The 14,434-nt window shown below is 62.6% G+C and carries 10 protein-coding genes and 1 CRISPR repeat array (1 of these 11 cut by a window edge); of the genes, 6 read left to right on the top strand and 4 right to left on the bottom strand.

Annotated features, from left to right (window positions below; all coding sequences use genetic code 11):
- Positions 1-81 precede the first annotated feature (81 nt).
- From cas1b to OO015_RS06740, 6 genes are all read left to right on the top strand, one after another.
- Positions 82-1,071 (top strand): type I-B CRISPR-associated endonuclease Cas1b, encoded by a 990-nt coding sequence (gene cas1b / locus OO015_RS14205; protein ID WP_416236594.1) that lies wholly within the window; start codon positions 82-84, stop codon positions 1,069-1,071.
- Between the two features lie 69 nt (positions 1,072-1,140).
- Positions 1,141-1,404 (top strand): CRISPR-associated endonuclease Cas2, encoded by a 264-nt coding sequence (gene cas2, locus OO015_RS06720; protein WP_265940463.1) that lies wholly within the window; start codon positions 1,141-1,143, stop codon positions 1,402-1,404.
- A gap of 299 nt (positions 1,405-1,703) precedes the next feature.
- Complete coding sequence (locus OO015_RS06725; protein ID WP_265940464.1) at positions 1,704-2,042, top strand: hypothetical protein; 339 nt, start codon at positions 1,704-1,706, stop codon at positions 2,040-2,042.
- A 71-nt stretch (positions 2,043-2,113) separates the two neighbouring features.
- Positions 2,114-2,815, top strand: coding sequence for an ABC transporter ATP-binding protein (locus OO015_RS06730; RefSeq protein ID WP_265940465.1), 702 nt, complete (start codon positions 2,114-2,116; stop codon positions 2,813-2,815).
- A complete protein-coding gene (locus tag OO015_RS06735; RefSeq protein WP_265940466.1) occupies positions 2,806-3,984 on the top strand; it encodes an FtsX-like permease family protein in 1,179 nt (392 codons plus the stop codon). Before OO015_RS06730 ends, OO015_RS06735 begins: the two co-directional genes overlap by 10 nt.
- Positions 3,985-4,020: 36 nt before the next feature.
- Positions 4,021-4,935 carry a hypothetical protein gene (locus OO015_RS06740; protein ID WP_265940467.1) on the top strand — a complete coding sequence of 305 codons (915 nt, stop codon included), beginning with the start codon at positions 4,021-4,023 and terminating at the stop codon, positions 4,933-4,935.
- Between the two features lie 18 nt (positions 4,936-4,953).
- On the opposite strand, the gene OO015_RS06745 is transcribed toward OO015_RS06740, so the two are convergent.
- The 4 genes from OO015_RS06745 to OO015_RS06760 all read right to left on the bottom strand — a co-directional run bounded on the left by OO015_RS06745 (position 4,954) and on the right by OO015_RS06760 (position 9,207).
- A complete protein-coding gene (locus OO015_RS06745; RefSeq protein WP_265940468.1) occupies positions 4,954-6,015 on the bottom strand; it encodes an AIR synthase family protein in 1,062 nt (353 codons plus the stop codon).
- 149 nt (positions 6,016-6,164) lie between these two features.
- Positions 6,165-6,773 carry a pyridoxal 5'-phosphate synthase glutaminase subunit PdxT gene (gene pdxT, locus OO015_RS06750; RefSeq protein WP_265940469.1) on the bottom strand — a complete coding sequence of 203 codons (609 nt, stop codon included), beginning with the start codon at positions 6,771-6,773 and terminating at the stop codon, positions 6,165-6,167.
- Positions 6,774-6,783: 10 nt separating this feature from the next.
- Positions 6,784-7,686: a pyridoxal 5'-phosphate synthase lyase subunit PdxS gene (gene pdxS / locus OO015_RS06755; RefSeq protein ID WP_265940470.1), complete on the bottom strand. Its 903-nt coding sequence runs from the start codon at positions 7,684-7,686 to the stop codon at positions 6,784-6,786.
- Positions 7,687-7,704: 18 nt separating this feature from the next.
- On the bottom strand, positions 7,705-9,207 hold the full coding sequence (locus OO015_RS06760) for a PLP-dependent aminotransferase family protein (RefSeq protein ID WP_265940471.1): 1,503 nt from the start codon (positions 9,205-9,207) through the stop codon (positions 7,705-7,707).
- Between the two features lie 509 nt (positions 9,208-9,716).
- Positions 9,717-14,434: direct repeats of the CRISPR family, unit length 30 nt; unit sequence GTTTCGACAGTACCTATGAGGGCTTGAAAC; it runs 3,516 nt beyond the window's last position.

The raw sequence follows: 14,434 nt of genomic DNA on the forward strand, positions 1-14,434 counted from the left end.
TGCTGGGTCGCTGAAGATCCACCCCCGTCACGGGCAGTGCAGCGGCGCGCGCGCAAGCAGGCCGACCACGGAGGGCCAACCGTGACCAAGCCGGTCTACGTGTTTTCCTCCGGTCGCCTGGCGCGTCACCAGAACACGATCGTCCTGGAAACCGAGGAGGGGAAGCGTTTCCTTCCGGTCGAGCAGGTCAGCGAGCTGTACATCTTCGGTGAGGTCGATCTCAACAAGCGGTTTCTCGAGTTCGTGGCGCGCGAGGGGATTCTCCTCCACTTCTTCAACCGGTACGGCTACTACACGGGTACGTTTTACCCACGCGAATACCTGGCCAGTGGCGCCCTGATCCTGCGCCAGGTCGGGCACTACCTCGATGCAGAGCGCCGGCTGGTCCTGGCGCGTGCGTTCGTCCAGGGGTCGCTCCGGAATATCCGGACCGTGCTCCTCTACTACCGCCGGCGCGGTATCGACGTGCAGGGTGCGGTGGAGATAGTCGATCAGTCGCTGGCCGGACTGGACCGTGCCGGTTCGCCCGCTGCACTCATGGCATTGGAAGGGCAAGCGCGCGAGGCGTATTACGCGACCTGGCCGAGTATCATCGAGGCCGAGTTTCCCTTCGGCCCGCGCACCAGGCGACCCCCACGTGACGAGACGAACGCACTCATCTCGTTCGGTAACTCGCTGCTCTATACGGCTGTCCTGGCTCAGATCTATCAGACGCATCTCGACCCGCGTATCGGGTATCTGCACGAGACGAACTTCCGTCGGCACACACTGAACCTCGACGTGGCCGAGGTCTTCAAGCCGGTGCTCGTCGATCGCCTCATCTTCCGTCTGGTCAACCGGGGGCAGCTGCAACGCCGTCACTTCGTTACCGGCGCCGAGGGTGTCTTCCTCGACGATGAGGGACGCAAGCTCGTCGTCGAAGCCTGGGAACAGACGCTGCAGGAGACGTACCGTCATCCGGCGCTCAACCGCTCGGTTTCCTACCGCACGACGTTGCGGCTGGAACTCTACAAACTGGAGAAGCACCTGCTCGGTGAGCAACCGTACGCTCCCTACGCGCTGCGCAGTTGAGCTGACGCGGCCGAGTTATCCTTGGGGAACATGACGCGAGAATAGGTTGCTCGACGGGCAGGGGCGCGCATGTACGTGATCGTGGCGTACGACGTCGGGGTGGAGCGGGTCGCACGCGTCCTCAAGATCTGCCGCAAGTACCTGACGTGGATCCAGAATTCACTCCTGGAAGGTGAGTTGACCCCGGCACAGCTCCGCCGGCTCCAGCACGAGCTGGAACAGGTGATCGACCAGGACGCGGATAGCGTGCAGTTCTATATCCTGCCCCAAGCCTCAGTCGCCAAGCGGGTGACGCTGGGGATCGTCAAGAACGAGCCCTCGCAGGTGATCTGAGGGGCGCCATATCCAGGTCACGGGCATGCTGCCCCGTACCGTGTGCGCGCGCACGGTTCGCCCGGGTTCCATCCGCTAAGGTCGGGCGCCGAGCGTGCGAACCACCGCAGAGGCGAACCTGCTTGACAACCGATGCGGAGTCTGCTAAACTAAAGGTTTATCGTCTCAAGAGGAATGCGCATGGTGCCACGGCTCACCGGGTTCATGCTCGAACAAGTTTTCAGGGGGGGCGTGATCCGCCTCTCGTTCCGCAACGCTGCCTTCCGTGATTCGCGGCATGCGGAAGAGGAGGTACGAGCATGGTTCGGATCATTGCCCTCCTCGTTGCGATCGTGTTGTTCGCTTCCCTACCACTCGTCGGTGCTGCCCACGTCGTCTACGTCTTCGAGGGATCGGACTCTGCGTATGTAAACAGTGGACATACCCTCGTGACGGTGTGCGACATGGAAACGGACGGGAATGGTGCCTACGCACGCTACACCCGGAGCGGCACGAGTGTCATCTCCCGTATCGACGAACCTAATGGCTCCTCAGCAGGTTGTGGCCAGACGAACCCAATCTATTCTATTCTCGCCCTCCAGGTCTGCGAGGACGTAGCGTTCCAGACCGATCCCTGTAGTGCGTGGGCGTCCGCGTAGCTCGGCGGGTTCAGCCCCGGTGCTGGTTCTGGCGCTGGGGCTGAACCCGATCTTCCTGATAAGGGGGTCCGATGTCCGCTGGTCTGGTTGTCGAGCAGTTGACCTTCGTGACACCCGAGCGTCGCCTCCTCGACGGCGTCGATCTGGTCGTTTCTCCCGGCACAGCGGTAGCGATCATGGGCCCTTCGGGTTCAGGGAAGACGACTTTCTTGCAGTGCCTGTGCGGCATCCGGCGACCGGGGAGCGGCCGCGTCGTGATCGACGGAACCGATATATGGCGTCTCCGCGAGGATCGGCGCGCTGCTTTTCGCCTCTCCCGCGTCGGTCTGGTCTTCCAGTTCGGTGAACTTCTACCCGAACTCTCGGCAGTCGAGAACGTCACGCTCCCGCTCCGGTTCCTCGGTTGGGAGCGCTCACGCGCCGAACAGCGCGCGCATCAACTGCTGGCAGAGCTCGGCCTTGCGCATCGGGCAACCGCTCATCCGGAACAGCTCTCAGGTGGCGAGATTCAGCGCCTCGGCATCGCCCGGGCGCTCGCGACCGCGCCAGCCCTCGTGCTGGCCGATGAACCTACCGGGATGCTCGATGAGGTGACTGCGCGGGCGGTTGCCCAGCTCCTCGTCTCGATCGCACACCAGCGGGGTACCATCGTCGTTATTGCCACACATGATCCGATCGTGGCCGGAACCTGCGACGTTACGTACCGACTCCGAGACGGCCGACTCTGGCCGATCGCACCTGGAGAGCGACAGGAGATCTCACAATGCTCTTGACACTGGCTGTGCGTCTCGCCTTGAGCCGTCACATCGACTACCGCTGGAGGCAGGTGGCGCTCGTGACGGGCTGCTTCCTCGGTACCGTGCTCCTTCTGGGGGGCATCAGTATCGTGCAGCTCTTTGCACGCGAGGACGCTCGGGATCGGAATCGGTTGGGTGTCGTCGCGTCGACGCCAGCTCCGACCGATCTCCTGATGCAGTTGTCGTTCGAGAACGCTGATGGCCAGTCGATCATGCTCCTCTGGGTGGAGCCAGCCACGTCCGAGCCGCCTGTCCTGCCTCCTGGACTCGAGACACTCCCTGATCCCGGCACGATGATCGTGTCTCCGGCACTGGCACGTCTGATCGAGCGGGACGAGGCGTTGCGTGCGCGCTTCCGGGTCGCAGGTGTACTCGATGCCTCGAATGTTCCTTCGGCGAGCGATCTGTTCGCCTATGTGCGGCCAGGGCCGGGCCGGACGCTGCGAGGAGACGTGCAGACGGTTCGCATCGCACGATTCGGCGGACCCGATGGCGCGTTCCCGCCGTCATTGCGGATGGAGGCTGATCGGGCTTTCGTCATGGGCCTCGTCTTCTGCCTCGGTGTCCCGAGCATCATCGTGCTCACGGTCGTGCAGAGTACAGCATCTCGTTCGCGTGACCGGCGCCTGGCGCTCTTGCGAGCACTCGGTGTTGCGCGTGCCCGCTTGGCGGTACTCGCGGCGTATGAGGCGACGATACTCGCTACCCCTGGTATCCTCGCCGCTGTGGCTACCTGGATGCTCTTGACTCCACACCTCGACCACGTCCCGCTGACCGATCGACCGGTGTTCCCTGGTGACCTCTCACTTCCCCTGCCCATCGCTGCAGGTGGTGCGCTGGCCTTCCTGTTCGGCGTGTTTTCGATGAGCCTCTTCACGACCTGGTGGTCGCTGGCCTGGTCGCGACCAGTCGGGCGGCCGAGTCTGGTACGGAGCGAGGGGCGGGTTGTCCGGTTCGCACTCCCGATCGCGGCACTCGCGTCTTTTGCCCTCAGCGTCCGCTCATTCGGTCGTGGGCAGGAAGGTGCTTTCGTCTGGTTCGTCGTCTCGGCTGTCTTCTGCATGCTGACCGTTCCAATCCTCTACGGGGCCCTCGTACGGGCGATCGGTGCGTTCCTCTCCCTGGCGCGGACCGCGGAGGTCTAGCTAGCCGGTCGCCAGCTGGCCTGGGATCCGGTGCGCTTGACCCGGCCCTATGCAGCGCTGGGAACGGTCGTGCTTCTCGGGATCACGCTGGTGACCTACCGTGCTTTGCAGACACGCGTCGAAGTGACACGTTCCGATCTTCCTCATGGCCCGGTTTCCGTCGTCCTCTTGAGCTGGTCGGATCCCCGGCCTGGAGATATCGCTGCCCTGCGATCACAGCTGCCGGGGATCGCAGTCTTTCCTGGCCAGTTCACCGAGGACGTCATCGCGCTGGGAGTCACCTGTCACGAACTCGCCCAGCAGTTCCGCCACGATCCCACTGTTTGTTCGGCCGGACACTTCACGCTGCCTGATACGCTGGCTCAGGAGCTGCTTACCCTGATTGGAGGCGTTCCCTTCCGTCTCGTGCCACCTGAGGAAGTCCGTACTGCCGATGCCGCTCTCGTCGTTGCGCCGATATCCATCGATGAATTGGATCGGCGTGTCGCGGATGCAGCCTGGGCTACCGGACTGGTCGCGCCGTCCCGATTGAGCCTTCTCGACCGACTGACGCGGTTGCATCCGGAGGTCATGCAGTGGGTCGATGGTGGGATCGATACGGTCACACTCTCCCTGGGTATCGGTGCGCTTCTCGGCCTCGTGGATCGCGTGCTGTTGGTCCGCTGGACGAGACTCGTCCTGTGGCGTATCGGGCCCACCCGAGGGCAGCGGCGCCGTATCGATTTCGTGCAGGTGATCGTGCCAGCGCTGCTGGTCATTCTGCTCAGTGCCATCGCTGGAATCGGTTTGTCCGTGCCGTTGAGCCTGATCGCGGATGTTTCGCTGCCAGCTGAGTCGATCCTCCTCGTGATCGCATTCGCGACCTCCGGTGTGATGGGAACGGCGTTCATCGTCGTCATGCTCGGCGAGCGGATCGACGCTGCGGTGCGCGAAAGCGTGACGCCGGTGTAGCCACGGTTGTGGCCGGACTTATCCCGCCTCCCCCATCGCGCGGCTGAAGGCGGCCCAGAAGGGGTCGACGCGGGGATGCTCGAGACGCTGCTCCTTCCCGTCGACGATCAGCGTCAGGCCCTGCTCGGGCGGCACTACCTTGCCGACCACGCTCGCCGCGATCCCTTTCGCTGCCAGCGCTGCCAGCAGGGCATCGACCTTGTGCGGCCGGACCGTGATGATGAGTGTCCCCTCGCTGATCGCCGCATATGGGTCCATCCCGAACAACTGGCAGATCTTCGCCACATCCTCGCGCAGGATGATCCGCTCCCGCTCGATGCGCAGCCCGACACCAGAGGCCTCAGCGACCTCGACCAGCCCACCATACACGCCACACTCGGTCGCATCGTGCATGGCGGTCACACCGTCGTCGCGGACACCGATGCTGGCTGCGGTCAGGGCATCCTCCACCACGCTCATCTGCCAGAAGAGCGCTTGCGCCCGCTCGGCGAACTCCCGACCGTAGGCCGCCGCGATCCGCTCCGGAAAACTGACGGCGAACAGTCCAGCCGCCTCGATCGCCGCGCCCTTGGTGACCACCACGAGGTCGCCGACCCGCGCCATCTTGGGCGTCACGTAGCGGTCGGCTGGCCCGATCGCCATGACGGTCGCGCCTCCGACCATCGGGTAGTTGCACCCCTCGTAGCGGGCGGTGTGCCCGGCCACGATCGCGATGCCGAGCTCGCGGCAGACCCGGTGGATCGTCGTCCATACGGTTTCGAGCTCGTCGGCCGTCATCGTGAGCGGCAGGTTGAGGTCGATCGCCAGGAAGGTCGGCTTCAGGCCGCTCGTCGCGGCATCCGAGGCGAGGATATGCACGGCGAACCAGGCGGCACGCTCCCAGCCATACGCTGGGACGATGAAGACGGGATCGGTCGTCACGGCCATGACCTGCCCGTTCCCGAGGTCGACGATGCCCACGTCGACGCCATGCTGCGGGGGGACGAGGACCTGCGGTGACGGCGCACCCAAGTTGGGCAAGATGATCCGGTCGAAGACGTCCCGGGAGATCTTGCCGAGCGTCGGAAGTTCCAGGCCCATACGGTCGCTCCTTTCCGCTCCGCTCACTATCATCGCAGAGCGGTGCGGCTGCAGGACACCCGCTCGGGGACGCCGCGCGGGCGGCCTGGTCGGGTGGAGCCTGACCGGAGACCCGGCGCGGCGCCCCTGGCCGGTGCCGGTCGTGCAGCTCAGGTCACCTGAAGAGTCGCTCGTTCGGCCAGCGAGCAGAACCAGGCGTGGAAGCGCAGGTCGTCGGTGAGTTCGGGATGGAACGCAGTACCGATCACCGTTCCCTGCCGGACGGCGACGGGTGTGCCGTCCGGCAAGCGGGCGAGTACCGCGACACCAGGGCCGACCGCCGAGACGACCGGCGCACGGATGAAGACCGCACGGATCGGCGGGGGCCCGAGTGGCTCGACCAGGAGATCGCACTCGAAGCTCTCGCGTTGGGAGCCGAAGGCGTTGCGGCGCACGGTGACATCCAAGAGGCCGAGGAGCGGCTGGTGCCGGGCACGCGTTTCCGGGTCGACTTCCCGTGCGAGCAGGATCAGGCCAGCACAGGTGCCCCAAACCGGCATCCCGGCTCGTGCGAGAGAACGGATCGGCTCGACCAGGTCGAAGCGCTCGAGCAGCCGACCGATCGTCGTGCTCTCTCCGCCCGGGATGATGAGCCCAGCCAGTCCGGTGAGGTCGTGTGCCGATCGGACATCGCGCGCGGGGACGCCGAGCTGCTCGAGCGCTGCCAGATGTTCGGCGAAATCGCCTTGCAGGGCGAGGACACCCACGGTCACGCTCATGGGCTCCTCCTCACCAGCCGCGCGGTGCCAAGCGTTGCTCGGGCGCCAGTGTCGCCAGGTCGATCCCCGGCATCGCCTCGCCGAGACCACGCGAGACGCGTGCCAATACCTCAGGATCCCGGTAGTGCGTCACGGCCTCGACGATGGCTTTCGCACGCGCGAACGGGTTCTCCGACTTGAAGATGCCGGAACCGACGAAGACGCCCTCGGCCCCGAGCTGCATGACGAGTGCCGCATCGGCTGGAGTTGCCACGCCGCCAGCGCAGAAGAGCACGACGGGCAACCGTCCCTGTTCGGCGACCTCGCGGACCAGTTCGTACGGAGCGCCGAGCTCCTTGGCAGCCGTGACCAGCTCCTCGCGGGGCAGTGCGGCGAGGCGTCGGATGCCGTCGAGGATATCCCGCAGGTGCCGGACGGCTTCGACGATGTTCCCGGTACCCGCTTCGCCTTTACTGCGGATCATCGCGGCGCCTTCGGCGATCCGGCGGAGGGCCTCACCCAGGTCGCGGGCCCCGCAGACGAAGGGGACCCGGAACGGGTGCTTGTCGATGTGATAGCGGTCGTCAGCTGGGGTGAGCACCTCGCTCTCGTCGATGAAGTCGACCCCGATCGCCTCCAGGATCTGGGCCTCGACGAAGTGGCCGATGCGCACCTTGGCCATGACGGGAATCGTCACGGCCTCCTTGATGCGCAGGATCCGTTCCGGGTCGGCCATGCGGGCCACGCCACCCTCGCGCCGGATGTCAGCCGGCACGCGCTCGAGCGCCATCACGGCGACGGCTCCTGCCTCTTCGGCGATCTGGGCCTGTTCCGGCGTCACCACGTCCATGATGACGCCGCCCTTGAGCATCTGGGCCAGGCCGACCTTGGTCCGCCAGGTGGCCTGTTCTCTCGTGCTGTTCGTCTCGTGCATCTCCTCGCCTCCTTTCCGCTACACGATCGGTGCCGGAGCATGCCGAGCCAGTGTCCGCGTCTCGCGGACTGCGGTGATCGCCTGGGCGAGTCGCCGCACGCCCTCGACGATGGCCGGTGGGTTGGGGTAGGTGAAGTTCAATCGCATCCAGTGCCGCCCGGCGGTGGGATCGACGAAGAAGCTCTCGCCGGGCGCGAATGCGACGCCGCGGCGAGCTGCCTCGGGGAGCAGGTCACGGACCCGGACCTCGTCCGCGAGGCAGCACCAGAGGTAGAGCCCACCAGCTGGGACGGCGAAGCGTACCGTCTCGCCGAGTTCGCGGCGGAGTGCCTCGGCGAGGAGGTCACGCCGCGCGCGGTAGGTGGTGCGGAGTTCTTCCAGGTGCGGCCCGAGCAATCCTCGCTGCAGGAATGCCCAGATCGCCCACTGGATAAGCGGGTTGGTATCGAGGTCGACCAGCTGTTTGACCACCGTCAGGTGCTGGACCACCGGCCAGGGGGCGATGAGCCAGCCGATCCGGAATCCGGGGAAGAGGATCTTGGAGACGGTGGTGAGCGAGATGACGATCCCCCCATCATCGAGCGCAGCCAGAGGCGGTGGTGGCGGGCTCTCGTACCAGAGTTCGCGATAGGGATCGTCCTCGACGATCGGGATGCCGGCTCGCGCGGCTACCTCGAGGAGTCGGTGGCGCCGGTCGAGAGAGAGCGTGGCGCCGGACGGGTTCTGGAAGGTCGGCAGCGTATAGATGAGCTTCGGCCGGCGGTGCTGGAGTGCCTGCTCCAGGACGCTCACGCGCATACCGGACTCGTCGGTCGGGATCGGCAGGAGGCGTGCACCGAGCGCACGGAAGATCTGGAGCGCACCGACGTAGGTCGGTGCTTCGACGGCGACGAAATCCCCCGGTTCGAGCAGGGCGCGAGCGATAAGGTAGAGTCCCTGTTGCGACCCCGAGACGACCAGCACCTGGTCGGGTGTGCAGCGGATGCCGGCGGTGCGGGACCAGGCGGCGATCGCTTCGCGCAAGGGCGGATATCCCTCGGTCGGGCAGTACTGCAGGAGACGCGGCCCCTCGCGGTGAAGCGCCTCGTCGAGGAGCTGGCGGACCACTGGGATCGGGTAGGTTTCTGGCGCCGGTTGGCCGGTCGCGAAGGAGATCACATCGGGACGAGCGGAGGCGGCCATCGCGTCCTCGAGGGCGGGGTCGTAGAGTGCGGCTACGAGTGGAGCGAAGAGTTGGGGCCACGGAACACCGTTGGCTCGGGCGTCGACACTGTCGATCCGGTTCGGGTCGACCACGACCGTGCCGCGACCGACGTGGCCGGCGATAAGTCCCTCGGCAGCGAGTTCGCGGTAGGCACTGACGACGGTGGATCGGTTGATGCCGAGCATCGCAGCCAGCCGGCGTTCCGGTGGGAGTCTCGTGCCCGGGGGGAGCTCACCGCTGAGGATGCGACGCCGGAGCTGGTCGGCGAGCTGCCGGTAGAGCGGGACGCGTGTCGTTCGGTCGAGCCGGATCTGCATCGTACCTCCGTGCAACGTCAGCCGACAAGACCGTAGCTGGCGGCATGCGCTGTGCCAACGTCCATTGTGGCCTGACCGAACGAGCCAAGCCAACCAAACGACGCTGATTGGTCGGCATGGTTGGTCGGCTTCCGGGATGTGCGGGAGCGCCGAACAGACGGTCGACGGAATTGAACAGAATGTTCGTGCTTACAGGTAGGTCACGGGGAGGGTGGTGCCTCGTTCTGGGATGTGCGATGTTTCGCGTCATGCTGCCGAAAGTGTCGAGCATGGTGACCGTGATGAGGGGTGCGCCGGGAGCTCGGTGTGCACGGTGCGGGGAGGGAGGGCTCGACGTTGGATCCGTCGACCTCCGGTCGTGCAGAAAGGCCGGGGGGTCGACGGAAGCGAATGGATGGCGCGCCTGCGCAGCGTGGCGCGGAAAGCGTCTCGACGTACTGGCTTGATCCAGCGGGAAGCTGCCGCTATACTCGTCACGGAGGATCCGCGGAGCCACGCCGTCGGCCTTGGTTTCGACAGTACCTATGAGGGCTTGAAACGCTGTAGTCCGCGTGAACGGATTCTAGCGTCCATCGAGTTTCGACAGTACCTATGAGGGCTTGAAACCTGCTCAGTTTCCGGCAACGGTGACGTGTCGGCCAGTTTCGACAGTACCTATGAGGGCTTGAAACCCGGATGGCCCGGAGCCGTCCGGTTTCGACGAACCAGGTTTCGACAGTACCTATGAGGGCTTGAAACGTACTGGAGCTCGAAGTGGAGGTGCGGGCCGGTCGAAGTTTCGACAGTACCTATGAGGGCTTGAAACCGCAGGCTCGGCGCGTTGGAATGGGAGAGACGGTATGTTTCGACAGTACCTATGAGGGCTTGAAACGGGAACCAGACGCCTTCGACGATATCGAGCGAACAGGTTTCGACAGTACCTATGAGGGCTTGAAACATAATCATACGCACAATCGTCACACAACCAGTCGATCGTTTCGACAGTACCTATGAGGGCTTGAAACTGAGTCGGCCGAGTGGGATGAGTCCCGAATATGGGGCGTTTCGACAGTACCTATGAGGGCTTGAAACTAGTCCGAAGGGGGGCCAAGCGGTGCAAGAGTGGCGGTTTCGACAGTACCTATGAGGGCTTGAAACTGGTCACGTGATACTGGTCATTGTTAACCTTGACTCGTTTCGACAGTACCTATGAGGGCTTGAAACGAAGGAGGAGCCGTGAGCGGGCAGGCGACCGATATGTTTCGACAGTACCTATGAGGGCTTGAAACAGTAGGCGGCACGCTTCCTGGCAGTGGGCCTCGACCGTTTCGACAGTACCTATGAGGGCTTGAAACCCCGACCAGGACGACACGTGGCTCGTGCCGGTCTCGAGTTTCGACAGTACCTATGAGGGCTTGAAACTTGACGTGGGTGCGGACGTCGAGGGGCGAGCTATGACGTTTCGACAGTACCTATGAGGGCTTGAAACTTTTCGACATACTCGCGTGCACCCTCGAGGTGCCACCGTTTCGACAGTACCTATGAGGGCTTGAAACCATCACTGCACTCCCTTCAAGACTAAGGGAGTGGGAGTTTCGACAGTACCTATGAGGGCTTGAAACGTCAGTCCAGCAAGTGTCACTCCGCGATCATAGTAGGTTTCGACAGTACCTATGAGGGCTTGAAACCGAGACTCCCGTCGCGACTCCCACTCCCTTCATCGAGCGTTTCGACAGTACCTATGAGGGCTTGAAACAGCCATGCTATGTTCGGTGACAGGAGTGAGGTGATAGGTTTCGACAGTACCTATGAGGGCTTGAAACTTCGGCCCTGGCCAGAAGGGGCCGGTCGCACGGATCGGTTTCGACAGTACCTATGAGGGCTTGAAACAGACGCTGGGACAGGCGTCGAAGTTGTCGTCTGGTCGTTTCGACAGTACCTATGAGGGCTTGAAACTTGGCCAGGTGCGCTCGACACCTGGCCAGGACATGCAGTTTCGACAGTACCTATGAGGGCTTGAAACTCATAGGAGCGACGGACGGACGGACTAGCGTGGAAGGTTTCGACAGTACCTATGAGGGCTTGAAACAGCGAAGGTGAGGTGACAAGGCGTTCAAGGTTTCGCGTTTCGACAGTACCTATGAGGGCTTGAAACACGTCCAGTTCTCACCTGGGAGCAACTCGCAAGCGGGTTTCGACAGTACCTATGAGGGCTTGAAACTCGTCTGGAGAGAAAGGAAGGGAGTCGTCGCATGTGTTTCGACAGTACCTATGAGGGCTTGAAACGAGATCGCGTTCACCTTCTCTTCGATTGACGCCCGGGTTTCGACAGTACCTATGAGGGCTTGAAACACACGTCGAGGGGCTCGCGGCAACCTCATGAGCATCGTTTCGACAGTACCTATGAGGGCTTGAAACAGCGAGAAGACGACCGCCGTCGCGGCCGTCAGGTCGTTTCGACAGTACCTATGAGGGCTTGAAACACAGTGACAGTGCGACTGGCACTGGCACTGCAAGCGGGGTTTCGACAGTACCTATGAGGGCTTGAAACACCACCTCGGAACTGCCCGAGGTGCCGAACCACCACGTTTCGACAGTACCTATGAGGGCTTGAAACGAGCGAGATGCAGAGGTGCAGGAGTTCGCCATCTTGTTTCGACAGTACCTATGAGGGCTTGAAACTCGGAGCGTGCACGCGTTCAACAGGAGGTACGCTCGTTTCGACAGTACCTATGAGGGCTTGAAACACTACGCCGGACGCCTGCTCGCCGACCGAGAGCGGAGTTTCGACAGTACCTATGAGGGCTTGAAACGCCAGAGTAGGACCGTCAACCAGAGGCCGACCGTGGGTTTCGACAGTACCTATGAGGGCTTGAAACCCTCACGCGGAACGGCAAGAGACAGGGGTGGCTTTGTTTCGACAGTACCTATGAGGGCTTGAAACTGGTGCCCGCCGGACAAGGACCGCACTAATATCACGTTTCGACAGTACCTATGAGGGCTTGAAACGTGAGGTGTGAGCCGGAGTGCCGGACTCGGTGCTCCGGGTTTCGACAGTACCTATGAGGGCTTGAAACTGCGATAATGATGATGTCGGTCGTTGGTTGGTGACCGTTTCGACAGTACCTATGAGGGCTTGAAACCCACCCGCTGGCCGTAGTCCGGTGACGGGGCCCAGCGGTTTCGACAGTACCTATGAGGGCTTGAAACCCAGATCTCGGTCACGATGCCGTCGGCGTCGCGGGTTTCGACAGTACCTATGAGGGCTTGAAACGTCCGGGCAGAACTCGTCGAGGTAGATAGTTACTCGTTTCGACAGTACCTATGAGGGCTTGAAACCCGGGTCTCGCAGGAGTTCGGGTGGACGGAATACGCCGTTTCGACAGTACCTATGAGGGCTTGAAACTTCCCGGCGCCGGATCTCGACGCGATCCGGCGCGCGAGTTTCGACAGTACCTATGAGGGCTTGAAACTGCGGAGCGCGACGTGCGAACGAGTGTGCGAGTGACGTTTCGACAGTACCTATGAGGGCTTGAAACCCGGCGCGTGCGGCTCCTGCGGCTCCGTGTCCAGAGTTTCGACAGTACCTATGAGGGCTTGAAACGAGGTCGAGTTCGCGGGAGAGCGTCGGTGCCTCGACGGTTTCGACAGTACCTATGAGGGCTTGAAACTTTCTTCCGCGAGGGGCCCACCCCCTCGCCGGTGACGTTTCGACAGTACCTATGAGGGCTTGAAACTCGCCGACTGCGACGGCACCGACGACGAGGCCGTCCGTTTCGACAGTACCTATGAGGGCTTGAAACGGCCGGGAGCTGATAGATGCGTTGCCGCGTTGCCGTGTTTCGACAGTACCTATGAGGGCTTGAAACAGGTCATAGCCGTCGAAGAGCCGCGCGGCTGGCCGGCGTTTCGACAGTACCTATGAGGGCTTGAAACCGCGAGCACCGTGACGGCGACCAGGAACGCGCCACCGGTTTCGACAGTACCTATGAGGGCTTGAAACCCCATAGTCCCTCGGCTGCGGCGTCAACGGCACCTGGGTTTCGACAGTACCTATGAGGGCTTGAAACCCGCCTCGAGCATCCGTCGCGGCGGTTGCGGCACAGGTTTCGACAGTACCTATGAGGGCTTGAAACCACTCGGAGTCGGAGTCGGAGTCGTGAATCGAAGTCGAGTTTCGACAGTACCTATGAGGGCTTGAAACTGGTCGATGACGGGAGTGAGGTGATAGCGCGAACGGTTTCGACAGTACCTATGAGGGCTTGAAACGAAACCTCGATCACCTTCTCGGCGACCGCGCGTTCGTTTCGACAGTACCTATGAGGGCTTGAAACTAACCTAGCACTTCTGGTCAACAACATTGAAGATGAGTTTCGACAGTACCTATGAGGGCTTGAAACTCGTCAGTGTCAGTCCGTTCCACTCGAACATTGTTCGTTTCGACAGTACCTATGAGGGCTTGAAACACGGAGTGGCACGAATGTGCGATCATGATGATGACGTTTCGACAGTACCTATGAGGGCTTGAAACTGGTCGATGAAGGGAGTGGGAGTCGCGACGGGAGTGTTTCGACAGTACCTATGAGGGCTTGAAACCGGCACCGACGACTCGCGGAAAGAGAAGCTCGTGAGTTTCGACAGTACCTATGAGGGCTTGAAACCACGGTGACGGGGCGGGTGAGGCGCACGGCTTCGAGTTTCGACAGTACCTATGAGGGCTTGAAACGGCCGAGAACGTCCCGACCTCGTTCAGCTCCCAGCGGAGTTTCGACAGTACCTATGAGGGCTTGAAACGGACACTGAGGAAAACGGCTACAACTCCATATCACCCGTTTCGACAGTACCTATGAGGGCTTGAAACGCGTCAGCGGCGACCCTCGGGGTCGCCTCGAGGGGTTTCGACAGTACCTATGAGGGCTTGAAACCTACGCGCTCACGAATGCCTGCGAAGAGGTGATCGTGTTTCGACAGTACCTATGAGGGCTTGAAACGAGGCGAGCGACAATATCATCGGCAGAAACGCGCGGGTTTCGACAGTACCTATGAGGGCTTGAAACCGGAGGCGGCGGCGAGGGCCTCCGCCTCGCGGAGGGTTTCGACAGTACCTATGAGGGCTTGAAACGGCGGCTGCGCGGTCGGCACGAGCTCGCGGCACGGCGTTTCGACAGTACCTATGAGGGCTTGAAACCTCGCTGGTCGTGGCGTGGTGGGGCGCGCTGGCGCAGTTTCGACAGTACCTATGAGGGCT

Origin of the sequence: Thermomicrobium sp. 4228-Ro (assembly GCF_026241205.1) — a bacterium.
GTDB lineage: Bacteria > Chloroflexota > Chloroflexia > Thermomicrobiales > Thermomicrobiaceae > Thermomicrobium.